Consider the following 26,386-nt stretch of genomic DNA (forward strand, 5'->3'; position numbering starts at 1 on the left):
ACATGTGGTATAATTAGCGAGTCTTTAATTTATTGTTCATGGTTAAATTGTTTTAGCGTATAGTTCATAGTTGATGGCAACGATGCTAAAAGTTTATTTAGGTAGCTTCGGTAAAGAGATACAATTTAATTTAAATTTATAACTTTTATTAAATTGACATCGTCAATAAATAAGATGCTATTTTTATTTTGAACTTAAATTACCGTGTGTCATCGTTTTGAAGACCATGAACAATTATCTATGAACTATTAACTAAAAATAAATGATACTTAAAAAAGCCACCGTTTTAATTGTTGATGACGATCCGGACGTACTAACCGCGGTTAAACTTTTGCTAAAACCCGAAGCCCGTGAAATCATCACCGAAAAGAACCCAGAAAACCTGAACTGGCTGCTGCAACGTAACGGGGTTGATCTGATTTTGCTTGACATGAACTTCAACAGCGCTATTAACACGGGCAATGAGGGGCTTTACTGGCTCCGCAAGGTAAAAGAATGGAAGCCTGATGTTTGCGTTATTATGATAACGGCTTATGGTGATATTGACCTTGCTGTCCGCTCGCTTAAAGAAGGGGCAAACGACTTTGTGGTAAAGCCATGGCACAACGAAAAGCTGATAAACACTATAAAAGATCTTTTGGATAAAAAAGAAGGTGGGACAAAAACCACCAAAACCCCTGTAAAAAGCACTGCGGGAGACACTTCTATCCTTGGTGAATCGGACGTGATGCAGGATATTTTTTATAAGGTTAACAAGATAGCCCCTACCGATGCCAATATCCTGATCCTTGGAGAGAACGGTACCGGTAAAGATCTTATGGCAAAGGCTATCCACGAACGCTCGCTCCGTGCTGATAAACCTTTTATTAAAGTAGATGTTGGCGCGTTAACGGATACCCTGTTTGAAAGTGAGCTCTTCGGCCACAAGAAAGGGGCCTTTACTGATGCCCGAGAGGATCGTATGGGGCGTTTTGAAGAGGCACAGGGCGGTACTTTATTTTTAGATGAAATTGGTAACATCAGCCTGCAGCAACAAGCCAAGCTGCTTACCATTTTACAAAACCGCCAGGTAACCCGTTTGGGCACTAACAAACCAGTTGACGTAGATATCAGGCTTATCTGCGCTACAAACGTACCTTTGAGTGAACTGGCGAACGAAAACAAGTTCCGTAAGGATTTGATCTATCGTATCAATACTGTCGAGATCAATATGCCACCACTGCGCCGCCGTAATGAGGATATTGTAATATTGGCCCGCCATTTTGCGAAATTGTACTCAAGTAAATATCTTAAGCCATCAGTGGACTTTGATACGGCAGCTATTAACAAGCTTAAATCATACAATTTTCCGGGAAATGTGCGTGAATTACAATATACTATTGAACGCGCAGTGATCATGGCCGATGATAATACCTTAAGACCCGACGATTTGATTTTTTCAATCCTGGAAACATCGACAGAAAGCGTGGTTGATGCTGACAATATCCCGTTAAGCGCCCTGGAAAAGAACGCTATATTACGGGTTATTGAAAAGCACAATGGTAACATTACCCGCGCTGCCAAAGAACTTGGCCTCACCCGCACTGCCTTATACCGAAGACTAAGCAAATATGATATTTAACCGTTACGAGTGGCGGCTTTTGCTGCGTGTATTTTTATTGCTAATTGTACTTACCGTTACAGCTTTTGTTATAGTAAGCCTTAATCAGCTGTTGTATCTCGTGATCCTGTTGCCACTGGTTGCTTACTCGGTGGTGGATATGATCCGTTTTCAGAAAAAAGCACAGGACGAAGTAAATCAATTTGTAGAGTCGATCCATTACCGTGATTTTTCCCGCCATTTTGATGTACGGAAGGCTCCTAATGAACTTAAGCCCCTGCGTAAAGGTTTTAACGATATCAATACCACATTTAAACTGATAAGCCGCGAACGCGAAACACAATATCATTACCTGCAAAAAATCCTTGAGCTGGTTGATACCGGCATTTTATCTTACGAAGAGGAAACTGGCGACACCGGCTGGATCAATGAAGCTTTTAAAACCATAATCGGGGTACCCTATCTAAAAACAGTGCATTCGCTCGAAAAACGCGAACCATCATTGTATGCCGAACTGATTAAACTTAAGCCGGGCGATAGTAAGATCATCACGGTAACCCGTAACCAGCAACAGGTTAAAATACTGGTGAACGCCAGCCTGATGCGCAGCGATGATAAACTATACAAACTCATCGCTTTTCAAAACGTAAACGAAGCTTTGGATGAAACGGAGTCGAAAGCGTGGTCGAAATTGCTTAATGTAATGACGCATGAGATCATGAACTCCGTAGCTCCTATTTCTTCCCTCGCGGATACGCTCAAGAACCGCCTGCAAAGCCCTGATATTGCCGAAAGCCTGCCTCATAGTGATTTGGAAGACATTGAGCTTGGTATCGATACCATCAAGCGCCGCAGCGAAGGACTGCTTAAGTTTACCGAAAGCTACCGCAGCCTCAACAAGATCACCAAACTTGATCTGAACAAGATCATGGTGCGTAATATCTTTGAAAACCTCAACAGCTTGATGACGCCTACACTGGAGAAAAAGAAGATAGAACTGGAGATCATTCTACGTGATCCGACACTTGCCATTGAAGCCGATATTAACCTCATTGAACAGGTGATGATCAATTTGCTGGTTAACGCTATTGAAGCTGTAAAAGACCGCGAAACACCGCGCATCACGCTTACAGCTGAGATTCAGGGTGGAAAAACCTTTGTAAAAGTTATCGATAATGGATTAGGCATGCCACCCGAACTGCTCGACAAAATCTTTATCCCTTTCTTCAGTACCCGTAAAACAGGCAGCGGTATTGGCTTAAGCCTTTGTAAACAAATCATGTTATTGCACAAAGGCAATATCCAGGTACAATCAACTGAAGGCAAAGGATCAGCGTTTATATTATCTTTCGTATAGATCGCCCCCAGCCCTCCTGAGGGGGGAGTTTTTGATCTGCATCTTTATGACTTTTGAAAAACTTACGAAGTTTTGGAAACTTCGTAAGTTTGGTTAGATAATATATTTCCCATGACTTACAAAAGCAATATTCTTGCTATTTCCGGCAGTTTAAGATCGGGCTCATCCAATCATAATATTTTGAGTTTTTTATGTGGATTAACTCCGGCTGACGTTCATTATTACATATATGATAGATTGGCAGCCATCCCTCCTTTTGATCCCGGACTTGACAACGAACACCCACCGGAAGCTGTTTCGGAATTACGAAGCTTTATAAATAGTGCCACAGGAGTCGTAATCTGCACACCTGAGTATGCATTTGGAGTTCCCGGTCAGCTTAAAAATATGTTGGATTGGATGGTCTCGAGCGGTTCGTTGGTTGATAAACCTGTAGCTTTAGTTACCGCATCATCAGTTGGCAGTCATGCTCACGCTGCATTGCTGCTGACACTTGGTGCGCTCTCAGCAAAAGTAACAGCAGGAGCAACTTTGCTTATTCCTTTTATCAGGGCTAAAATAGATGTGAATGGGGATATTACAGATGAGCAAACGGAGAAGGCTTTGCGGGATGTAATGAAAGTATTTTTGAAAGAAATATAGCTATGAAAAAACTGCACCTCATGCTGAATTTATTTCAGCACCCCACAGGACAGGTAGACGCCCAGATTAGCAGACGGCTTAGCAAATGCGGTGTTGAAACAAATTCAACACGACCATAATTTTACTCCACTCCCAATTCCCTCATCAACCTGCCCACGGTTTCTTTCAATTCGGCAATTTCCTGTTCGGCTTTGGTTAAACGGGCCTCCATTGCTAATGAAGATGGGCGACCACTTGGCTCATCTGCAAAATCATCATCATTAATTTCGGGCGTTCCGCCTAATAGATGCGCGTATCTAACTTCCTTTTGGCCGGGGCGTTTAGGTAGCTGTACAATGTAAGGCGTCTCGCCGCCAGCAAGTTTATCCAGGATCTCCTGTATATCTTCTATCGAATCAAATTCGTACATGCGACCGCTGTTGGTATTCAATTCACCTGGCGTTTGAGGCCCACGAAGGATCAAAAGGCAAATCAAAGCTACTTCTGAAGGTATTACCGGGAAAACTATAGCGAAATTGTGTTTGTATTTAATATTACGAATAGAACCACCGGTAGCGGTAGAGATCAAACCGCGCCTTTTCAAGGAATTTAGGGCATTGATAACCGTATCATCATCATAATTAACAACAGGTTTGCGCGATGTTTTCTGGTTACAAGCAGCCACCAATCCGTTAAGGGTCATGGGATAATAATCGGGCGTGGTTTTGGCTTTTTCCATTAAAGTACCAAGCACGCGTAGTTCTTCGGCATCAAGTACGGGTAAAGTTTGCGGTGAATCCATGGGGCTAAATATAAGCAGGTTTTTATAGCGTCAAAAAAAATTGCTAATTTTCTGATTGCTAAAATCGTTAGGATTAAAATAATAACACCAAAATAGTTTACTTTGCATAGCAATGTCTTTATTCATTACATCATTAAATTCGGGAAGTAATGGCAATTGCTATTACGTAGGGAACGATCAGGAGGCTATATTGGTTGATGTGGGCATTTCATGCCGCGAGACTGAAAAACGCATGACCCGGCTGGGCTTGTCCATGCAAAAGGTAAAAGCCATTTTTGTATCGCATGAACATTCTGATCATATTCGTGGTATACCGGTATTAGCCAAAAAATATCAGCTGCCGGTTTACATTACCCCCGGCACGTTGATGCACCTTAGCGGTGTTGATCATTTTAAAGTCCATCATCTTAGCGCATTTCAAACAGTTGTTATTGGTGACCTCGAGGTAACATCCTTCCCCAAAATGCATGATGCGTCTGAGCCGCATAGCTTTATTGTAAGCTGTCGCAATGTTAAGGTTGGCGTGTTTACCGATCTGGGAATAGTGTGCGACCAACTCATCCGCTACTTTAGCCAGTGCCATGCTGCTTTTTTGGAAGCCAATTATGATGATGATATGCTGGATAAAGGCGGTTACCCTTATTATTTAAAACAACGCATCCGTGGGGGAAAAGGGCATTTATCAAACAAACAAGCTTTGGGTTTATTCACTACGCACCGCCCGCCGCACATGACCCACTTGCTACTTTCGCATCTTTCCAAAAACAACAACGACCCCAAGCTGGTAGAGGATTTGTTTACCAATTGTGCCGATGGGATCAATATTATTGTGGCGTCAAGACATGAAGAAACTCCGGTTTACTATATCAGCAGTACGGTTGTTCAACATGAGCCGTTAGGGCAGCTTGGCCTTAGCTTTTGATCAGGTAACATCATTATCAGCCAGGTCCTGCAAGAAGATGGTGCTTAACATATCATAAAGTTCGGGATGTTTATGTTTCAACTCGTTCGGCTTTTGAAAAAAGTACTCGGCTACAACAGCTAAAAACTCAGCTTCGTTAGTGATGGCGTACGGATTGATGTCAGAACGCCCGGCTTCAATTTTGTGAATCTCCCGGTGGATCATTTTGAGCCATGGCATAATATATTCATGAGCCAGCAGGATTTCAGGCACACCGTCGGTAGCCCGATCGGCCTTATCAAGCAGGTGTACAAACTCATGAATAGCCGTGTTCTCTTTCCCTGCCGATTTACTAAAACCTTTTGTCAACGCCGCTCTCGACAGGATCATTTGCCCGTTCATATATCCTGAGCCTACCATTCCTAAAATACTCCTGTTTTCGCCTTCAAACTGAAACTCGCTATCAAATGTATCCGGGTAAAGGATCACATTGGTGAGGTTACGGTATTTCCAATCATTAAAGCCAAATATCGGGATCACGGCACTGGCAGCTATCATTACTTTATCAGCATCGCTTACCGTTGTACCAACACCCTCGATAGTAATATCCGCTAAAAGTCTGGCAACCTTTCTTTCAAACAACAGTTTTCGATCAGCATCAAGGTGCTGATAATATGGAATGTGCAATTCTAAAAGCGCTTTATAATTCAATGTGGCAGCAGGCGTTTCATTTACCACTTTCTTTTTATTGAGGAAAACGAACACCACCAACGCAACAACGATCACTATCAGGATAAGAACCATTTTTATTTACAGATTAAATTATAAAACAAAGTACAGCAACAGCATAAACAAAGCAGCTATCAGGGTATTTAAAAAATTAACGGTATCGTTGTTGATCAGATTTTTTCTTTCCAACACAGCCCCTAAAACGGAATCTGTTAGATTACCGAGTGTACCTGCAACAATAATCCAGATGAGATTTGTTGTCCAGTCCATTCCTATGGCATAAACAACAGCAATGATAACCGAGCCAATTACGCCAATTAAAGTACCCTCTAAGCTGATCACCCCATCAAGCCCGCGTAAATCCGGCTTTAGGGTTATAATATTGAAGAAACGTTTTCCGTAAACCGTCCCTAACTCTGATGACAATGTATCGGCTGTTGCCGAAGCGAAGATGGCGGCAATCATCAATTGTAAAACTTGAGTTTGGGCCGGAAAAACGAGGGTCAAAATTCCGCATAAGGCAGCCGTACCGGCATTCGCCAAAACCTGCTCGGCTGTTCTCCCTCCTTTTTGATCTGCGTTTAAATCCTTCTTTGTTTTGCTTTGTACCGAGGTAGCTGCCGAACCTAAAATAAAAAAGGTAGTCATCATGGCTAAACCTGTGAAGCCGGCACCGGCAAATACCAGGATGGCAACTGCGGCACCGGTTAATGCTGCTATAACAGTTAGCTTACGGGCCGATATACTGTATGCTACACCAGCTACTAAAATAAGTGCCAGCAAACCATAACTTAACCACATAGTCGATCAAAGGGATTAATGTGGCGCTAAATTAAACTTTCAATTCATACTTTTGGGCACATGAAAGATATACTGGGCCAGGCCATACATGATCATTATCATAAATCAGCTAACCATAAACTTTGGATCAATAATCAATATGGACCTAAAGAGGAGATGCCCATTGATGTTTACTTCAGGGATGAGGATGACATGCCGGATATAGAATGGCTGGCCATGAACGAATGCCGCGGAAGCGTGCTGGATATTGGCGCAGGAGCGGGCAGTCATGCTTTAGTATTGCAGCAACGTGGCTTTGATTGCACCGCGCTTGATATTTCCCCGTTAGCCTGTGAGGTAATGAAACTGCGCAAGGTAAACAAAGTAATCAAAGGTGACATTTTTGTTTATAACGAATGCAAATACGATACCCTGCTTTTGCTCATGAACGGGATTGGCCTCACCGGGACACTTGAAAACCTGAAGGTATTTTTACAACACATTAAACTGCTGCTCAATCCAGGGGGGCAAATCGTATTTGATTCATCAGATATCACTTATTTATATGAAGATGGCCTGCCGGAAAAAGGTTATTACGGTGAGCTACTTTATCAATATGAATACAATCGCCAAAAAACCGACTGGTTCCGTTGGCTATATATTGATGAAAAAACACTTGAGCCCATCGTTGCAGAAGCTGGCTTTGATATGGAGGTATTACTGGAGGATGAATTTAAACAGTACTTAGTGCGGTTAACTCTGAGCAGGTAAAACCACAGTAATTTTCTTATTGGCTCGTTGTATTCCGTACGGAATAAGCTATTTTTATTCCGACAACATCTATCCAATGAAAAAAGCCATCATCCATGTCCTTGCCGGTCGTGAAAAGAAAATTACCGCCGAAGAAACCGTACGCCAGCCATTACCTCATAAAGATTTTCGGTTTGCAAACCCCTTTATTGTGTTACACCACATGGGGCCGGAGGTAATAGAACCCGGCCAAACTTTGCGCATCCACCCACACCCGCATCGCGGCTTCAGCCCATATACCATTATGCTACAGGGCGAAGGCTATCATAAAGATAATGCAGGTAACGATGAGATTATAAAAGCCGGCGATGTACAATGGATGTTTGCAGGCAAAGGCATCATGCACAGCGAAGGCCCTACCGCCGAATTGTTACAAAAAGGCGGCGTTCAGGAACTTATCCAGCTTTGGATCAATGCGCCCAAAACTAAAAAGTGGGATGAGCCTTTTTATCAGTCGGCCAAAGCAAATGAGCTACCGAAAGTACTTATTGGTGAAGGCCTCGACTTCAGTTTGGCCAGCGGAGATTATGAGGGCAAAACCGGGCCTATCAAAAACTTCACCCCGGTTATTTCTATAGTTGGCAAAATAGCCACGGGAAAAGAGGCAAACTTTGAAGCCATATCCGGTTACTGGGCATTACTTTATATTATAAATGGCAGCGTCAAAGTAAACGAACAAACTATCGGTCAACACAATCTCATTGTGTTTGAAAAAGATAATGAAGAGATCACAGTGACAGCTACCGAAGATTCGCAGGTGTTATTTCTCTCTGCTAAACCTATTGACGAACCCGTATCAGCTAAGGATAATTTTGTAATGAACACGCCCGAAGAAATTGAGCAGGCATTATCAGATTATCAAAACGGCGTATTCGGCACATTAAATTACTAAAACCCCATAATAACTTTTGGTTATCACAGATTGCGTATTATGATGAAAAACCGGCGGTAATTCCACACACCTTTGTATCATTAAAACAAAGGAAAAATGAATACCCAACATCAACTAAACAATACCGGTGGCCTGTTATTAAACATTAATGAAAACGCCCGCAAGGTTATATTCGCAGTTTGTATAGTGCTATGTTTAATGCCCTTCATGAGCCCGGCCGTTGCCTTATTATTAGGCTTAATAGTAGCTCAATGTTCCGGTCACCCTTATCTGCATTTAAACCATAAGGCAACCCATATTTTATTACAGGTATCAGTAGTAGGTCTGGGGTTCGGCATGAATGTGCATAGCGCACTGCAAGCCGGTAAAGAAGGTATCCTGTTTACCATTGCTTCCATCACCGGAACACTGCTATTTGGCACGCTGATGGGCAGATGGTTGAGCATTGAGAAAAAGACTTCTTTTTTGATCTCATCAGGAACTGCTATTTGCGGCGGGAGCGCAATTGCAGCCATATCACCGGTTATTAAAGCCGAAGAAAAGCAGATTTCCGTAGCGTTAGGTTGCGTATTCATTCTCAATTCAATAGCATTGTTTATTTTCCCGTTAATAGGCCATTATCTTAATTTATCACAAACGCAGTTTGGTTTATGGTGCGCGATTGCCATACATGATACCAGCTCGGTGGTAGGTGCAGCAAGTAAATATGGTGCTCATGCGTTGGAAGTAGCAACTACCGTCAAACTAGCCCGGGCTCTATGGATCATCCCGGTAGCATTTCTATCTACCTTTCTGTTCAGGAACAAGTCAAAAAAAGTAAGCATCCCTTATTTTATCGGTTTGTTTATATTGGCAATGATTGCTAATACTTACGTGCCTGTTATAAAGTTGGTAAGCCCGTTTATAATCAACATAGCAAAGGCTGGTTTAACACTTACCTTATTTTTAATAGGTGCGGGCCTTTCACGCATGGTATTGGCATCGGTTGGGTTGAAGCCACTTCTGCAGGGAGTAGCGCTTTGGATTGCGATATCAGGGGCAGCATTGTATGCGGTTATGCATTTAGCTTAGGTCATGCTATTCTATGCCGCTGCAGATGTTTGACAGCCACACAATGGAGCATTGCTATTTTGGTTTTATAGATAGTCTATGCCTCTACAATACCACTACGCAATCTATTGCAGGTTTACCACATATGCGTTTTTTTCGCTTAGCAATATTAGCGAACTACATACTATATGTAAAATGTTGATTAATTTACGGCTGTTAATTAGGCCCGCATTTGCCGCGCAATACTAATTATCAATGGGTTTTAAACCCTTGCCAGGAAATCGTTAATGAAAAAAAGCATTCTATTTGTTATTGTTCTGCGCATGTTGATCTACACATCTTCTGCTCAAACAACCATTGGGACACCCGCTATCAAAAGCTACACGCATAATGAATATAATGCGGGGAGCGAGATTTGGCATATTAAACAAGACAAGAATGGGATTCTTTATTTTGCCAATGATGAAGGCCTGCTGACATTCGACGGGAGTTATTGGAAAACATATCCGCTTCCTAACAAAAGCGCCATAAAGTCTGTAGCCATTGATGCCTGGGGACGTATTTATGTTGGCGGTCAGGATGAAGTAGGCTATTTTTTTCCTAACAATGCAGGCATCCTCAAATTTCATTCGCTTAAACAACGCCTGCCCAAAAAAGCAAGGCAGTTTGCCGATATCTGGGATATTGTTATCCATAATAATGAGGTATTTTTCAGAACCATTGAATGCATCTTTGAGTTAAAAAACAACACCATGCACACATTTGATGCACCCGGTGGCTGGATGCTGCTAAACCGGGCCGGCGGTAAACTGTTTGCTTATGATAAAGCTATCGGACTGGTTATTTTTAAAGATTCGCACTGGCAAGCCTTCGTTCAACAACCCACAACGGCGCTGAATGTCAGCGGCATCACTGAGTTTAATAAAGATACCTTACTGGTAAGTACCCGCAAAAATGGCCTCTTTATCATTGCTGGCTCGTCGCTGGTTAAAAAAAACACGGCTATTGATGGAATCCTGCTCACTGATCTTATAAACTTCATTCAAAAAATTGGCGTCGACAGGTACGCCGTCGGCACATCAGCAAAAGGGCTGATTATTATAGATGGCAAAGGCAAGCTGATAGACCAGTACTCCAATAACCAGGGGTTACAAAACAATAATGTTCATGGTATATTGTTAGACAGAGATCATAATATATGGCTTGGACTGGAAAATGGGCTCGATTTTATTAATTATAACACGTCCGTAAAAAATATTTATCCTAATCGCGAAAACCTGGTAAAGAGTAACTCGGTAAGCATTTTTAACAACAAGTTGTATATCGGAACATCAAACGGCTTATATACCGTATCGATAGGCGCGCAGCAAAAAGATATCAGCACGGCCACAGGTGCTTTTACAGAAGTGCCAAACACTAAAGGACAGGTTTTAAGCCTAACGCAAATTAACGGGCATTTATTGGCTGGTCATCAGGATGGTGTTTTACAGATAGACGATAATCAGGCTAAACTGATTACTCCCGGCCCGGGGGCGTGGACGATGAAAGCTTTCCCTGCTTCGCAGGATGTGATAGCGGGGACTTACACCGGCTTTCAGCTCTTAAAATACAATGGTGCCGGATTTAGCTTTGAAGGAAAAATAAATGGTATTTATGAATCATTAGGAAACCTCGCGGTAGATAGGAGCAATTTTGTGTGGGCAACGCACCCCTACAGGGGTATTTTTAAAGTGCAACTATCCGCCGATAGAAAAAAGATAGTTAGTTATACGCAATATACCGAAAAAAGTGGTTTGCCATCGGCGCTGAATAACCATGTATATTTTATTAAAAACAAAGTAATAGCTGCCACCGAAAAAGGTGTTTATGAGTATAATACCACCGAGGGTGACTTTGCCCGGTCTGTTTTTTACGAACCCATATTTGGCAAAGCAAAAATCGAGTTCTTTACAGAAGACGGTAAGGGCAATATATGGTTTATCAGCAACCAGCGGGTTGGCGTAATTGATTTTGGGAAAAGATCATCTAACGCATCTTATAAGGTGATCTATTTCCCTGAACTGGCCGGGCAAACAGTAAAGGGGGCAGAGTATATTTATCCGCACGACATGGATAACATCTTTATCGGCTCAAACAATGGTGTTTTCCATTTAAATTATCGCCAATACGTTTCATCGGAGAACAAACTCAATGTATTACTTACTACGGTAAAAGCCATAGCCGAAAAAGATAGCCTGATTTTCGGTGGATATTTTGTTAAAAACAACCGGATCGCATCAGCACAAAACACGCAACTTATTGCCTCGCTGTCCAATCACTGGAATTCTTTTCATTTTGAATATACCTCTACCCTGTTTGCACAAAAAAGCAACGAGGAGTTTAGCTATAAATTAATAGGCTTTGATAAAGATTGGTCGCAATGGTCGGTTAAAACGGAGAAGGACTATACCAACCTTCCTTATGGCCAATACACGTTTTCGGTAAAGGCCCGTAATAATTTGGGCACAGCATCTGCTCCCGTCAGTTATAGTTTTATTGTTGAGCCGGCATGGTATCAAACTATTTGGGCCTACCTGGCTTATTTCCTGATCATTGCATGCACTGTGTATATCGGCATAAAGGCGCAGCAAAAACGTTTCAAACTGTATCAGCAACGCCACACAGATGAGCAAAAAAGGTTAAGCTACCTCCATAGTCTTGAACTTGACAGAAATGATAAAGAGATCATTACCCTAAAAAACGAAAAGCTTGAAGCCGAGCTAAATTACAAGAACAAAGAACTGGCCACGCTAACAATGCAAATGGTTAACCGCAGTAAACTATTGCTCAATATCAAGGACGAACTGATGGTATTAATCAAAAAACTTAACATTCCTGATGCATCGTACCAATTCAGGAGCGTGTTTAAATTATTGAGCGATACCGGGAAAAGTGACGATGACTGGGACAACTTTTCCATGTATTTTGACCAGGTGCATAATAACTTTTTAACCACCATGAAGGCCAAATTCCCCGGTTTAAGCTCAACCGATTTGAAACTGTGTGCTTACCTGCGGTTAAACCTGTCATCAAAGGAGATAGCGCAGCTGCTTAACATCTCGCTGAAAGGCGTGGAGATCAGCCGTTACCGCGTGCGTAAAAAACTGCAATTAGCTACCGAAACCAATCTGTATGATTTTTTGATGGAGGTTACTAAACAATCCGGGTAAAACTGCTTCCAGTTTTTACTACTTTCCAGCTATTATTAAACATCAAAGTGCTGTCATCCATAGGCATTTCTTGTTTTAAAAATGCTTTTTCTCAACACCGGCTACTTCATATTTATTTTCCGGCGGCCCAGAATATAGCATTGCTGAAAAGCCTGGTATAATCCTTACTATCAAAAAGCACAGGCGAGTGTCCCATAAAGATGTAAATGTTACGGGCTTTTTTCCCGGGGTTAATCCATATCACAGGATGGTCACCCATAGTAATGCCATCTTTGGGTTCATAAGTTGATTCATCTACCGAGGCCAGCACATGTACATTGGGCCTTGGATCTTTGTCATAAATGTACCACTCTTCTTTCTGAATCAGGAAAGACGGTGAAACGCCTCGCGTTACCGGATGGCGTTGATCTTCAATATTGACAGTACCTTTGGCAAATGTAGCTATGTAGTTTTTATAGCGGATCCTCCCCATAAAATTCCAGAACCAGTTCCACATCGGGTAACCATCAAACTCGCCCAGTAGGGTTGCGTGATGAAAACCTATCCAGCCTCCCTTGCCTTCATCAATGTATTTTTCAAAGGCTTTTACGGCCTTTTTTTTCCAGGCATACGGCGGGTAGTCCAACTGGATAAATAATTGATAATTAGACAAAAAAGCATCATCAATTCCATCAGTACTTTGAATATAATCGACAGAAAAATTACTGTCAGCAGCCAGCTTATCCAACCATACTTTTGCCACTTTTGAATACTCAATATGATGCCCCCCGTTTTCATACAGGGCTATTACTTTAAAACGCGGGGCGTTTTGTGCCCACGCGCTGATAACGGTTAACAGGCAAAAATTGAAGATCAGGGCCATTTTTTTCATACAGATGATTTTTGCGTTGATGGTTTATTTATAGATCCTGCCCATCATCGGGTTATTCCAGATCACTTTCTTAACTTCCTCCAGATCAATAGCGCCCTGGTGGCTGTATACAACCATCCCATCCGGGTCAATCAGCATGGTATATGGTAAAGCTCCATCCCATTTAGGGTCTACTGCCTCTATCATTTTATATTTGTCATCGCCTGTATAAATGTAGTTGATACCTGATGACTGCTTGCGTTGTAAAAACTTCAAAGCTTTATCTTTATTAGCCGGGTCATCAGCGCTGATGCTTACAAATTCAAGGCCCCTGTCACGGTAAAGCCTGTTTAGGGTAACCAGATCGTCAAACTCCGCAACGCAGGGACCGCACCAGGTAGCCCACAGGTTAATAAGCCTTAACCTGTCCGAATGATTTTTTACCACTGTTGCAATTCCGCTGGCGTTAATGGTATCAAGTTTCACCGGCTCCTTTGCCCATTGAATTTGCGCCTTATCTATCCAATCCTTTTTTTCGGCCCATTTAACCGAGCAGCCAAAGGTTTTGGTAACCGGTACTGCTATTTCTTTGCCTCCAAGTACCGCATCAATAGCGTTACGAGCATCCAAAGATTTGGGTGTTTTGGCAGGGTTTTCCATATCATCTATCCGGCCATTGTAACGCAGCTTTCTGTCTTTATCAAAAACAAAAATATGAGGGGTAGCAACCGGGCCATATTTATTGGAAGCTACTTCGGTTTCGCCATCATACAGGTATGGGAAGTTAAAGCCTTTATCTTTCGCACGTATTTTCATCTCTTCAAATGAATCCCCTAAATCACTGTAGCCCAATTCATCATAGCGCAGTGAGGCAGGGTTATTGGGATTGATTGCTACCACACCCACTCCCTTTGGTGCATAGTCGCTGGTTAGTTTGATTACCTTGTCTTCATAAGCCTGCGAGGTAGGGCAATGGTTGCACATAAAAACCACAACTAACACTTTAGCATTTCTGAACGATTGCAAAGTGTAAGTTTTGCCATCAATACCGGGCAGACTAAAATCAGGCGCCGATGCTCCTATGGCCAGTGTTTTATGTTCATCGAAGGCAAAAGAAAACATCGGTAAAACCGATAGCAGCCCGAAGATGAAACACAAACTGATCTTAAACTCCTTCATAGTAGATATGGTTTACAATTAATCACTCGTTGATACTGCCAGTAGGTACCAGGCTGTATGCGGAAGCCATTGCTCGGCCCAGCGCCAGTCAGAATCTTTACCTGACACTGCATAAGGGATATTGAAATCAATATCATCCTCATTATCAAACCCTGAAGTAATGCCATTCACAATACCGCCCGGTGCGTTGGTATATTCAAACGTGCCAAAAAAGCCATACGCCGGATTGTTATGTCCTGTGCCCTGCAGCATACTGGCATCAAAGGGGTTCAGGCCCAGGATCCAGTTCAACTGATCTATCGCAAAGCCGGAGAGCTGGTCATGGAAAGTCTTATCATCTTTAAACAGACTGGCAGCCATTCGTGCAGCAGTGGCTACTGAACCTAATCTCGCGTTTTCACCCTGCCACCAGGGTGAAGCATCACTGCCATGCGGGAAAAAGAAAGCGCTGTGCCGGTTGCCCAATGTATCCTGCACCAGTTCGCGGCTGTAACCAAAGGGATTGTTCACTTCGTGGGTAATAGCCAATTCAAATTCCATTGATTTTCTTACTGCTGTTTTGATCTTTGCCTGCAGATTCGCAGAAGCATAGGGATAATAATACAGCAGGCTTACTACAGGCAAGCCAGCATCTGATGGATGAAAAAAAGGCCTGTCGCTATCGTCAGCGCGCCAAAAATTTTGGTATTTATTCCACGAGGTTAGGCGGTTAAGCAGGTTGTTAGCACGCTTTTTGGCAGCAGCTTTATAAATATCCTTGTGAGTTGCTTTGTATAATTCGGTAGCCGCACTCAGCGCACAATAGTCATCAAGGATATTCTCTTTTTTATCATAGTCCATTTGTGGGTTTTCCTTTTCCAGAAAAGCAAAGGCATTTTCGGCAGCTTTCAGGTAATCGGCATTACTAAACTCACCCGATGTTTGATACGCCGAAGCCATAGCCAGTGCCGCAATAGCAATCCCCCCGCCCGATCGGTAACTGACCTGGTAAGTACGCCAGTTTTTGCCTGAGGTTGTTTTGGTAAACGACTGGTTTTTGCTTTGTTTAATCCGGTAATTGCCTTCATCTGCCTGGATCACCCTGTCTTTTGGCAATTTGCCGGGGCCAGGCGATGACACAGAGCGATAAAACGAACCGTTTTTTGCCTGCATCCGCACTAAATAATCAGCGCCATACATGGCCTCGTCTAAAATTCTCCGGTTAAACTGCCGAAAATCAGTTCCCGGGCGGGCGTTTAGCAGCTCATATGTTTTAAACAGGCTAAAGGCTGTTAAAGTGATTTGCTGTGGATTAAAATAATTAGAAAATGATAAATGCGACAAATGTTTGCCATAATCGCCGGTGGCATCATACCAGCCACCGTGCGCGTCAATAGTATCCGTTGTGCCCGATAATACCAGATGATGATCGGCCTTATCCAGCAGACCCGAACTGCGCTGCCCTTTAAAGTAATATACTACATCGGATATAGTGGCTTTTTCAAGCAGATTTTTGCCAATGAAAAAAGGGTATGATGAAATTATTCCTTTAGGTGAAGTGAATTGAATTTTGTAAGTCCCCGGCACGGTAAAACTGCTGAAATCAAGCGTCCAAAACTCAAAATTTTTCCATTTGCCAACCGGGCCGCTGTAAGAGATCTTTCCGGTAAATACAGCTTTACCCTTATCTGCATCAATGAGGTTAAATGACGTAAATGTAAGACGGCTGTCGGCAACTATAACGGCATGTTTTGCCTTGTTATCTTCATAACCAACGTGATTGGTTACCATTTTAATATTTTGTGCCTGCACAAAAATCGGCAGACCGAACCAAAACAAGGCAGTGGCCTTAAACAGGATATTGATGTGTTTTTTCAGACTCATATATAAAGTTAAGGAATTGCCCTGCGGTTTAAGCATGATGGTTTTGCAATGTTGGTCAAAGCTAAAAGATCAAGTTTCGGCCGGATATTTTTATGCCACTACATTAGCACTACCGTGATTAAACACCTCAATTTATTACAAAGTCACTTTCGCTGATTACCCGGCAAATGCTAAGTAAGGTGTAAAAAGTCGTTTTTAATATTCTGTGCTTAGAAACTACGACTTTGGGGTAATGACCACGTAGCACTTTATCGATAACACGACAGTAGTGGTTTTGTAGTGGCTTCAAAATAGCAATTGAGTAAAGTTTGGCTGATAATTGCAGGATATAAAATTTTATCTCTTATATAAATCCAACATGAAATATAGTCTAAGGGACTGCCGCAAAGTTAAAATTGTTAACAGGCTATTCCCGGCCTTGTAAGTACGGACATCCCTACATCATTAGTATAGCTGCAGCGTAATTGCGAGGTTTCGCCTGACGCCAATGCAGGTGCATTGACTGCCGATTATGCCAAAGAACGCAATTATAATTAATAGCTTTTATTATAATCAACCTAAACCGAAAAGAGGCCGCTTGATCTCGGGGGCCTCTTTTGAAGATGCTTTTAAGGTTCTTTAACCTAAGTGCCTGATAGCAGCATCAAGTAAGTACTTATGTTTTCCACCAACATCTCCCGGCATATTTCACCAGTTCTGGTTGCAATAATGATGAAATTGTTGCCATGAGATTTTAGGTGTAACTAAATTTTTAAGCGTAATCTTTTCTTTTCAAGTAATCCAACAAATAAAACGATGATCACAGCCGTCAGAAAAGAGCGCAATAGTCCCGGAAATCCGTTATTGATAACGCCGGGATAGTTAATTTGGAACAGTTCCAGTGTAAACACCTGAAAATACGGGATGAGGTAGCAGGTTAGTGTGCTGGTACCTGCCGGTTTGATCCAGTTAAAGGCATTTATTTTTCCTTTAACGTCTACCATATATATCAGCATCAAAAAAGCTAACGTGGTAATTCCGGAACAAATGAATACCCAGGCCGGTGTTGAACGAATTTTGGAAATACCTTCAGTATAAGGCCTTAAAGCAAAACCTGCTATGAGGAATAAAATACCGACGACAATCAGTGTGCCCCAAATATGTTGCGTTTTGCCCTGCTCAACCAATTTGGCGTAGATCCCCGATATTACCGTGCCTCCCATAGTTAAAGCCATTGTTGACGCGTCGTTGATTATCCAAAACGGTTTTAAAAAGATAATAGCATTGCCGAGGAAACTGCCCGTAACATCATTTCCGGCAATGGTTACCATTGTTTCGTCGTGCAACACCTTTATCTTTAATATGGAGTGCGCCAAAATGTTAATCGCGACAAGCACTATCCATGCTATGATAAGGCTGTTCAATTTGCCTTTAACCGCGAAAAATATCAAAGCGCAAACCAAATATGCCCATCCTATCAAACCTAATATTCCCCACCATGAAGGCTCCATACCCCGTACCTCGCCATCTTCGCCGCCTTTATAAACCACCGCCATGCCTATCAGCATAGCAATTCCTAATATCTGCAAGGCATATCTTTTAGTCTTTGCCATAGTTTCCGGATAGTCAAGCCAGATCAGGAAGAATGCCATAGTAATAACCAGTGCCCATGCAGCCTTCGGAATTAATGCTGCCGATGAATTATATTCTTCAAGGTTTACATGGTAAAAACCCATAATGAGCAGCGCCGCACTGCGTATCAGGATATAAAATAAGACCTGTCTGGTACTATGACTCTTTTTGATCCTGTTATTAATAGCAAATGGTAACGACAAGCCCACAATGAACAAAAACGCCGGGAAAATAGTATCAGCAAAACCCAGCCTGTCTTCAAAACCTTTAGCGTGGTCTATCCATTTCGGAATATGCTGTACACCACCCGCATCGTTAACAAATATCATCAGGAGCATAGTAATCGCACGCAATACATCTATTGATAAAAGGCGTTTGGGTAATTGCTGCATACTTATTTAAGAGTTTTCATTTAATTTTTCTGGAAAATAGTGAATTATGGCTTGCGGTATATAAAATATTATCGCCGTACCTGCCAAATGCCAATCTGGGTTATAAGACGCTGGTATAAATCCATTGGATCATTAATGCACAAATCTATTCGATAGCATGATCTGATGCTTTTATTACAGCACTACATCACTACTACCATAGGTAACATTATATATAAATACAAAATTCAGCGAAGTGGGAAAGAAGGAGGTTTCGGAAGCGACGGAAAAAACCCGGAGCGGATTGATTAGCAATGAGTACGACCGATCACAAATGGTATAAAAACGAAAATGGGCAACCAAAGGCCGCCCATTCATTAACTGGTTTTAATATCCAATTATTTTGCAGTTTTTCTTGCAGGGATTAATGGAACGATAATAACAGCTAAGAAAAGGGCAACTTCTAATACGGTTAACATAACTTTAATTTTTTTAATGTTTTAATTACTGAACTAACAATGTTTTGAGGAAATACAACCGTTCCTACAGGCATGCTGTAGCAGTGATGCAAGAACAATTGTATCATTCCTGTCACCTGTTCGGCTAAAAACATGCCATTAAAAAATCAACCCTATAAATCAATACTTTAAGCCAAAAAACGTCATTTTTAAAATGGATTTTTTCTTTGAAACTACCTTCAAAAACTGGTGTTTATTAAATTTAACCCAGAGTTTTGCGCTTAACGAAAAAAAACAGGCTTAAATCGGGGCAGAAAAAGCCGAAAAATTGTTTTTTGCCGAATTATTTAAAAAAAAGCGGGCAAACAAGCACAAATTTATTTTTGGAGAAAATTATTTCGCTCATTAATTTCTTAGCCTACTTTGCGGCTATAAAAACTCATCGCCAAACTTTTTTTTGTAAAAAAACTATTCCCTGATTTTCACATATTAGAGGTCTTAGCATTTTTAAAAAAATTAACCGACAATTTGTCACTGGCATGACAAACGCAAATTTTGGCAGAAAACCTCTAACTTAAAAGCATGACAGCAACTGCCAAAGCACGACATGACTTTAGCAAATTCATCCTATTATGGCGTTTAATCCCCCATGCCAAACTTTTAAATTTTTGGAAGACATTTAAGAATGGCCTTTTTCCAGATATTTACTGCTTCATGCATTTCTTTTTCGTTTAATGAGGCAAACCCTATCCGTACAAAGCCGTGTTTAAAGGTTTTATCATAATAATAATCATGTCCCGCACCTATAGACAGCCCCAGTTCATTAGCTTTTTCTGAAACAACGGCAGTGTCCAGATCATGAAGGTATTTAACCCATATGGCAAAACCGCCACATGGTATTTTAAAGGAAATATAATCGCCCAAATGCTCCTGCAGTAATTTGCAAAGAATATCCCGCCGTTCGTGATACAGCTTATTGGCTTTTTTCAGGTGCCTGCTAATGTCTCCGTTCTTTAATAAACTTGCCATAGCTTCTTCTAACAGGTGCTCCCCCTGGCGGTCAATCAGCCTGCGTAAGCGGGTGGCCTGGCGTAAAAAATTTGTCGGCGCAACCATAAAACCAATGCGAATTCCCGGCGCAATGGTTTTGCAAAACGAACCCACATATATTACATTGCCATAATAATCGACACTGGCCAGCGGTAAAATAGGGCCGCTTGTATAATGAAAGTCAAAGTCGTAATCATCTTCAATAATGGCAAACTGATATTTTGCTGCCAGTTCGAGTAAACGCATACGCCTCTCCGAACTCAGCGTTACTGTAGTAGGCTGATGATGATGCGGCACCACATAAAGCATACGTACCTTTTGTGCTTTACAAATAGTCTCAACAGCATTAATATCAATACCGTAGTCATCCACAGGAACAAATTCCAACCTGGCGCCCGCTTGCTCAAACACCTCATTTGCACCACTGTAGCCTGGGTTACCTACAATTACAATATCATTTTTATTAATCAGTACCTGTGCGCACAGGTAAAGTGCCATTTGAACGCCTTTGGTTATTAAAATATCATTAGGTGTTACATGCAGGCCACGGGTTTCACCCAAAAAACGGGCAAGTTCGTTCCTTAAATTTTCGGAACCCTGCTCCAGCCCGTACATCAGGTATTTATGAGTAAAATGATAACCTGCCATCCGTCTGTATTCGCGCACCATCAGGTCGACAGGCGCAATGCGGGTATCGGGAAACCCTTCGGTAAATGTAATATTGCCATCAGGCATTTCCACAAACATGCGCTGAGGGTTGATCCTGTTGTCATCAACGTTGAACGATGTTTTATTTGCCAGGCTATGTTTCAGAACAGCTTTTTCGATAGGCCGGGGTGCAACATCGGGCAGGTTTTTAGCTATGTAAATCCCCTTACGCGCTATAACATCAACCCAGCTTTGAGCATAAAGTTCGTCATAAGCAGCTACCACCGTTTTACGATGTACGTTTAACGATGCTGCCAACACACGACTGGCAGGAAGTGCAGAGCCTGGTTTTAAGGTCCCCTGCCTGATATAATTGATAATACCGTTGCTAATTTGCAAATACACAGGCACCTGGCCGCTTTTATCTACACTTAATAAACTTTCAATGAGCATCATTCTGGACTATCTTTAATCTATTTTCTGGACTACAAGTATAGTCCAAAAGCGTGGTATTTTTGATCATCAAAAAATAAAACTTATGCAACTCAATCAAAAAATATCATCCATATACCTGAGGTTAGCCATTGGAGTAAGTTACCTGTGGGAAGTAGCCGACCGCCTCGGCTTATTTGGCCCAAGCGGTCACGCACACGTTGGCTGGGGCGACTGGAAACATTTTATTGCCTATGCCAAACAGTTAATGAGTTTCCTGCCCAATGGCATCATAAATCCGCTGGCAACTATTGCAACCATTGGCGAAGGCGGTTTTGGCTTATTACTCATCCTTGGCTTATTTACCCGCATGGCAGCTATCGGCAGCGGTATCCTTAGTTTATGTTTTGCTATCGCGATGGCAATTTCCTTCGGCGTCGAATCGCCTTTAGGTTATTCAGTGTTTACTTTGAGCGCCGCAAGCTTTCTGCTGGCCGGGACGTCCCAATATTCATGGAGCTTAGATAAATGGTTCGCCTCACGTATTGTGAACAAAAAGCTTACGGCTTACCAATCATTGCAAACCAATTAAAATCAGCAAACATCTTTAACCAATAAAATAATCATGGCAACTACAGCAAATACAAAAGCATCACCCCTTTTTGTGATCATAGCCTTTGCTACTGTTTATATAGTATGGGGGTCAACCTATTTCTTTATACAAATGGCAATTCAGGGCTTCCCTCCCATGCTGATGGGTGCATTGCGTTTTTTTACCGCGGGTATTTTATTACTTAGCTGGTGCTACATGAAGGGCGACAACATATTTGTTAAGCGCGATATCATCACCTCCGGTATCTGCGGGCTGCTTACCCTATTTGTAGCTACAGGTATAGTAATTTGGGTCGAGCGCAATATCCCCAGTGCCATGGTTGCCATTATGGTTTCTGTGAACCCGATATGGTTCATCATATTAGATAAAGCTAACTGGCGGGTAAACCTAAAAAATAAATCGACCATATTCGGTCTCATCATCGGCTTTGCAGGAATCCTGCTCCTTTTTGGTGAAGCCTTCCTAAAATCAGTTACCGGTACTATGAACCATGCAAAATTAACAGGATTACTATTGTTACTGGCTGGTCCTGTCGCATGGTCGGCAGGATCATTATATTCAAAAAAGCGGGGTGGTACAGCACCAGCAAGGGTAAATACATCCTGGCAAATGATCATTGCCGGTTTGGCTTTTGTACCGGCTGCTATTATTCACCAGGAGTTTAACGGATTTAATCTTGCTACCGTTCCGGCTCAGTCATGGATGGCTATCGTTTACCTTATCATATTCGGATCAATTGGGGCATTCAGCGCTTATGTATGGCTGCTGCAGGTAAGGCCTGCAACGCAGGTAAGCACCCATTCGTATGTAAATCCGGTTATCGCCGTATTACTTGGGGTTTGCTTTGCACATGAAAGTATTTCGTTAATGCAGTTTTTAGGGTTAATTGTGATCTTGCTCAGCGTATTGCTTGTAAATCTTTCAAAGTATGGGAAACTTAAGTTTAAAAAACCTGTGACTGAAACAGTTGAACAAGCGGGTAAATGCAATCACCTCAACCCGGCTTCCGATTTGGAACAGATCAAAGCATTGGCTAAAATAGCTTACCGGATCTAAAACTATCTCGCTAAATAAAACTTTATAAAACTATGAACAAAACAATCATATGCAGCACTTGCGGCACCCAGTTTTTAGCCGATCCCGGCGTGCCTGAGTTTTGCCCTATCTGTACGGATGATCGACAATACGTTCCGGAGAGTGGACAGCAATGGAATACGCCAGCCGAACTTAAGAACCGCACCATCAAAATAACACAGTTAAGTGAACATCTGTATGCACTCAAAATACAACCAGACTTTGCAATTGCCCAAAGGGCCCTGCTCCTTATCTCTCCGGGAGGTAACATTTTGTGGGATTGTATTCCGTACCTGGATGATGCTACAATTGAATTTATCCGGGCTAAAGGCGGATTAAAAGCTATCGCGTTTTCACATCCGCATTATTACAGTAATATGAATGACTGGGCCGCCGAATTTGGCTGCCCAATCTATATCCACCAACATGACGCTGAAAGGGTACCTTTTAATTCTCCGTATATCTACTTATGGGGTGGTAACACCACACAACTTTGGGACGGCATAAGCGTAGTACATATCGGCGGTCATTTTGCGGGCAGCTGCGTGTTGCACATTGCAGGCTTTACACCCAATGGAACTATGCTTTGTGGTGATACCTTTAATATAGCCAGAAGCAAACGGCATATGGCTATTATGTACAGCTATCCTAATATTATATTACTCGCCAAGGAAGAATTTGTCAAAGCATATCAAAAAGCATCCATGCTTAATTTTGATACTGTGTATGGAGCATTTGAAAACCAGGATATTGAGGGTAATGCAATGGAAATATTCACGACTTCGATGCAACGATATAAAGATGCTTACGGGCTGTGACCTAAACAGGGGGATGATGGTTTTTAAGGCCGACAATAATCGTATCCTGGGATATATCTTTACTTCGGTAAATGATCTGGATCTTATTTTTGCCGGCTTTCTTAACCAACCCATTAAAAACTTTCAATTCTTTTAATAATTTCTTATCTGTAGTGTCTGAATTTAGGGCTATAACTTGATTCGAGCCCAAAGCAACAGTCTGATTACCAACCCGCGGCAATTCGGGCAACTGCCATTCCCATATAGGAAACCAATACAAGACAACCCATTTACGATTTTTATAAGTCATGATCTTATATTCATTAAAGCTCGACCAATCGGCTTTATTGGTCACGTAGGATATTTCGTCACCCCCATCGCCGTTCAGATCTCCTTCATTTTTAAGATAAAGTAATCCAAAATTGCCAACCGGAACTACATCTATCCTGCGGATTAATTCATTGTCACATACTATAAATGAATATGATCGCTTTCCATTGGCCATCTTAATGTCGTAATCATAATCACCATTGTAAAATTTGTTTGTCTCCTTATTGGTTAGGCCGTTGAAATAATGTTCGGTGAGTTTTTCCTGCCTCCCATCTCCATCAAAATCGCCGTTAATAACAAAACGATAGCCCCAAACAAGTCGCGGTTTCTCCTGCCCGCCCCTTTTGGGTTAACTTGTCGCTGCGGTTTTATTTGATTAGCCGCATTCCTCTTATCAACATTAACCGAAGCATGATTACAGGAAGGAAAAAAACCAATTAATACGATGAGAAAAGGCAGGTTGCGATACATGAATGTTAAATTAATACTTTAAATTTAGGTGTTTCAAGACTGATAAGCTCCCAATAGCCAAGAGCATTTCATACTTTTTCATTAACATTAAAATTTAGAGTAAAAAATCTGATATAAATTACTTTCGAACAACTCATTGTGTTATATTTACACAATAGAAAATCAATAATTGCCCCTATTGGGAGATCACCGATTTGCTATATTTCTTCTTTCCGATCTCTCAAGCGTGCAGAGATCTATTGCTTTAAACCAATTTAACCAAATACAATTATGAAAAAAAACAGTACCCTCATGCTGCTTTTACTCATTTGCTTTTTACCTGTAACGGCGTTTTGCCAAAGCAGCAACGAACCAGTTGTTGCCGGGAACGATGTGGCTGTAACATCAACCGAAAGCGGAAAAGTAAAAGGCTATCTTCACAATGGCATTTTTACCTTTAAAGGTATCCCCTACGCCAAAGCCGACCGCTTTATGGCGCCCGAAAAACCTGCGCCATGGACAGATGTACGCAGTTCAAAAACTTACGGTCCGGTTTGTCCTACCGATCCAACTACAACTGTTAACGACGAATTTGAATTTGCCTTTCAGCATGATCTGGGTTATTCAAATGAACACTGCCAGTCGCTCAATGTATGGACACAGAAACTGAACGATGGCAAAAAACGCCCGGTAATGGTTTGGCTGCATGGTGGCGGCTTTACTGCCGGTTCATCAATTGAACTTCCATCATATGACGGGGAAAACCTGGCTAAAAAGGGAGATGTGGTACTGGTATCGGTAAATCACCGGTTAAACATTTTGGGCTTTCTTGATCTTTCAGCCTATGGTGATAAATATAGGGGCTCTGCAAACGCGGGCCTGCTCGATTTGAAATTGGCCCTGGAATGGGTAAAACAAAATATAACCCAGTTTGGCGGCGATCCTGATAATGTGACCATCTTTGGGCAGTCGGGTGGTGGCGGTAAGGTTACCTGTTTGATGAACGCGCCATCAGTAAAAGGTTTATTTAAAAATGCCATTGTTGAGAGCGGCAGCTATATCACCAATTTTAACGAAAAACCAGTTACCCAAAAAGTTGCCGCTGCATTATTGGAAGAACTTCACCTGCAGCCTTCACAGGTTGATTCTCTTCAAAAACTGCCTTATGATGTACTGAACGAAGCGGGTAAAAAAGCCATGCGCAAGGTTTCGGCCGAGTTGAAAAAAGAGGGCAAAACCATGAACGGCTGGGGCCCCGCTTTAGACGGCGATTTTCTTCCTTACCAACCATCAGATCCGGCAGCTAAAGAACTGTCGAAAAATGTTCCGCTGCTGGTAGGTACAACCAAAAACGAATTCGCTCCATTTATCCCCGGCCCTAAAAGCCAAACTATGGATGAATTAAAAGCCAGTCTTCAAAAAAAATATGGCGATAAAACAGATGCTTACATCGCCGCGGCGCAAAAAGCGTATCCAACAATTTCAAAACCATCAGAATTTACCGACATTGAATTTAACTTCCGCTCATTAGCCATTAAACAGGCAAATGAAAAGGCTGTTAGTGGCGCGGCCCCGGTGTATATGTACCTGTTTACCTGGCAATCGCCCGTAAATGGAGGTATGTATAAAGCCATGCACTGTATGGATATAGCTTTCCAGTTTAACAACATCGCACGCTGCCAGGAAATGACCGGCGGCGGTAAGGAAGCATATGCCCTTGCCGATAAAATAAGCAGCGCATGGATAAATTTTGCCAAAACCGGCAACCCCAATACATCGTCATTACCTAAATGGCCTGCATACACTGCCGAAAATGGTGCAACTATGATACTGGATAACCAATGCACAGTTAAAAATCACCCGGATGATGAATTATTAAAAATAGTAGTCGCAGCACCAAAACCATAAG

The 26,386-nt window shown here is 42.0% G+C and carries 21 protein-coding genes; 12 read left to right on the plus strand and 9 right to left on the minus strand.

All coding sequences use genetic code 11. From position 1 onward, the window contains the following. The first annotated feature begins 262 nt into the window (after window positions 1-262). The 3 genes from DIU38_RS11845 (at window position 263) to DIU38_RS11855 (ending at window position 3,599) form a co-directional block, all read left to right on the plus strand. Window positions 263-1,621 (plus strand): sigma-54-dependent transcriptional regulator, encoded by a 1,359-nt coding sequence (locus DIU38_RS11845; protein ID WP_112654902.1) that lies wholly within the window; start codon window positions 263-265, stop codon window positions 1,619-1,621. Continuing rightward, window positions 1,611-2,957 carry a sensor histidine kinase gene (locus tag DIU38_RS11850; protein ID WP_112654903.1) on the plus strand — a complete coding sequence of 449 codons (1,347 nt, stop codon included), beginning with the start codon at window positions 1,611-1,613 and terminating at the stop codon, window positions 2,955-2,957. Before DIU38_RS11845 ends, DIU38_RS11850 begins: the two co-directional genes overlap by 11 nt. Before the next feature lie 111 nt (window positions 2,958-3,068). Beyond that, window positions 3,069-3,599, plus strand: coding sequence for an NADPH-dependent FMN reductase (locus tag DIU38_RS11855; RefSeq protein ID WP_112654904.1), 531 nt, complete (start codon window positions 3,069-3,071; stop codon window positions 3,597-3,599). 121 nt (window positions 3,600-3,720) lie between these two features. Here the strand turns inward: DIU38_RS11855 and DIU38_RS11860 are convergent, their stop codons facing one another. Beyond that, on the minus strand, window positions 3,721-4,380 hold the full coding sequence (locus tag DIU38_RS11860; RefSeq protein ID WP_112654905.1) for a YceH family protein: 660 nt from the start codon (window positions 4,378-4,380) through the stop codon (window positions 3,721-3,723). Window positions 4,381-4,492: 112 nt separating this feature from the next. Here DIU38_RS11860 and DIU38_RS11865 point away from each other — a divergent pair, with 112 nt between their 5' ends. Further along, a complete protein-coding gene (locus tag DIU38_RS11865) occupies window positions 4,493-5,302 on the plus strand; it encodes an MBL fold metallo-hydrolase (protein ID WP_091163804.1) in 810 nt (269 codons plus the stop codon). On the opposite strand, the gene DIU38_RS11870 is transcribed toward DIU38_RS11865, so the two are convergent. Continuing rightward, window positions 5,303-6,085, minus strand: coding sequence for a M90 family metallopeptidase (locus DIU38_RS11870; protein WP_112654906.1), 783 nt, complete (start codon window positions 6,083-6,085; stop codon window positions 5,303-5,305). Window positions 6,086-6,103: 18 nt separating this feature from the next. After that, window positions 6,104-6,811 (minus strand): DUF92 domain-containing protein, encoded by a 708-nt coding sequence (locus DIU38_RS11875; RefSeq protein WP_112654907.1) that lies wholly within the window; start codon window positions 6,809-6,811, stop codon window positions 6,104-6,106. A 60-nt stretch (window positions 6,812-6,871) separates the two neighbouring features. Here DIU38_RS11875 and DIU38_RS11880 point away from each other — a divergent pair, with 60 nt between their 5' ends. The 4 genes from DIU38_RS11880 (at window position 6,872) to DIU38_RS11895 (ending at window position 12,751) form a co-directional block, all read left to right on the plus strand. Further along, window positions 6,872-7,561, plus strand: coding sequence for a class I SAM-dependent methyltransferase (locus DIU38_RS11880; RefSeq protein ID WP_112654908.1), 690 nt, complete (start codon window positions 6,872-6,874; stop codon window positions 7,559-7,561). A gap of 76 nt (window positions 7,562-7,637) precedes the next feature. Continuing rightward, a complete protein-coding gene (locus tag DIU38_RS11885) occupies window positions 7,638-8,492 on the plus strand; it encodes a pirin family protein (protein ID WP_112654909.1) in 855 nt (284 codons plus the stop codon). 96 nt (window positions 8,493-8,588) lie between these two features. Next, window positions 8,589-9,563 carry a YeiH family protein gene (locus tag DIU38_RS11890; RefSeq protein ID WP_112654910.1) on the plus strand — a complete coding sequence of 325 codons (975 nt, stop codon included), beginning with the start codon at window positions 8,589-8,591 and terminating at the stop codon, window positions 9,561-9,563. 266 nt (window positions 9,564-9,829) lie between these two features. Continuing rightward, entirely contained in the window at window positions 9,830-12,751 is a 2,922-nt protein-coding gene (locus DIU38_RS11895) for a triple tyrosine motif-containing protein (protein WP_112654911.1), read from the plus strand. A 112-nt stretch (window positions 12,752-12,863) separates the two neighbouring features. On the opposite strand, the gene DIU38_RS11900 is transcribed toward DIU38_RS11895, so the two are convergent. The 5 genes from DIU38_RS11900 to pdxR form a co-directional block, all read right to left on the minus strand. Continuing rightward, on the minus strand, window positions 12,864-13,622 hold the full coding sequence (locus DIU38_RS11900; protein WP_112654912.1) for a ThuA domain-containing protein: 759 nt from the start codon (window positions 13,620-13,622) through the stop codon (window positions 12,864-12,866). 24 nt (window positions 13,623-13,646) lie between these two features. After that, a complete protein-coding gene (locus DIU38_RS11905; RefSeq protein ID WP_112654913.1) occupies window positions 13,647-14,780 on the minus strand; it encodes a redoxin family protein in 1,134 nt (377 codons plus the stop codon). Between the two features lie 18 nt (window positions 14,781-14,798). Then, on the minus strand, window positions 14,799-16,643 hold the full coding sequence (locus DIU38_RS11910; protein ID WP_112655353.1) for a glycoside hydrolase family 9 protein: 1,845 nt from the start codon (window positions 16,641-16,643) through the stop codon (window positions 14,799-14,801). A gap of 743 nt (window positions 16,644-17,386) precedes the next feature. Next, window positions 17,387-18,646, minus strand: a complete 1,260-nt coding sequence (locus DIU38_RS11915; protein ID WP_112654914.1) for a heparan-alpha-glucosaminide N-acetyltransferase domain-containing protein — start codon at window positions 18,644-18,646, stop codon at window positions 17,387-17,389. Between the two features lie 1,097 nt (window positions 18,647-19,743). Beyond that, the gene (pdxR, locus tag DIU38_RS11920) at window positions 19,744-21,237 is read right to left on the minus strand and encodes a MocR-like pyridoxine biosynthesis transcription factor PdxR (protein ID WP_112654916.1); all 1,494 of its coding nucleotides are present in this window, start codon (window positions 21,235-21,237) and stop codon (window positions 19,744-19,746) included. Between the two features lie 82 nt (window positions 21,238-21,319). On the opposite strand from pdxR, the gene DIU38_RS11925 reads away from it, so the two are divergent. From DIU38_RS11925 to DIU38_RS11935, 3 genes are read left to right on the plus strand one after another with little or no spacing between them, the layout of a single operon-like run. Next, on the plus strand, window positions 21,320-21,805 hold the full coding sequence (locus DIU38_RS11925; RefSeq protein WP_112654917.1) for a TQO small subunit DoxD: 486 nt from the start codon (window positions 21,320-21,322) through the stop codon (window positions 21,803-21,805). Between the two features lie 33 nt (window positions 21,806-21,838). After that, window positions 21,839-22,882 (plus strand): EamA family transporter, encoded by a 1,044-nt coding sequence (locus tag DIU38_RS11930; RefSeq protein WP_112654918.1) that lies wholly within the window; start codon window positions 21,839-21,841, stop codon window positions 22,880-22,882. Window positions 22,883-22,914: 32 nt separating this feature from the next. Then, the gene (locus DIU38_RS11935; protein WP_112654919.1) at window positions 22,915-23,718 is read left to right on the plus strand and encodes an MBL fold metallo-hydrolase; all 804 of its coding nucleotides are present in this window, start codon (window positions 22,915-22,917) and stop codon (window positions 23,716-23,718) included. Window position 23,719: 1 nt separating this feature from the next. Here the strand turns inward: DIU38_RS11935 and DIU38_RS11940 are convergent, their stop codons facing one another. Beyond that, window positions 23,720-24,202 carry a hypothetical protein gene (locus DIU38_RS11940; RefSeq protein ID WP_149354085.1) on the minus strand — a complete coding sequence of 161 codons (483 nt, stop codon included), beginning with the start codon at window positions 24,200-24,202 and terminating at the stop codon, window positions 23,720-23,722. A 566-nt stretch (window positions 24,203-24,768) separates the two neighbouring features. Between DIU38_RS11940 and DIU38_RS11945 the strand changes: the two genes are divergently transcribed. Next, window positions 24,769-26,385 (plus strand): carboxylesterase/lipase family protein, encoded by a 1,617-nt coding sequence (locus DIU38_RS11945; RefSeq protein ID WP_112654921.1) that lies wholly within the window; start codon window positions 24,769-24,771, stop codon window positions 26,383-26,385. The last annotated feature ends 1 nt before the right edge of the window (window position 26,386 follow it).

The organism is Mucilaginibacter metallidurans (genome assembly GCF_003286435.2).
Classification (GTDB): Bacteria; Bacteroidota; Bacteroidia; order Sphingobacteriales; family Sphingobacteriaceae; genus Mucilaginibacter; species Mucilaginibacter gossypii.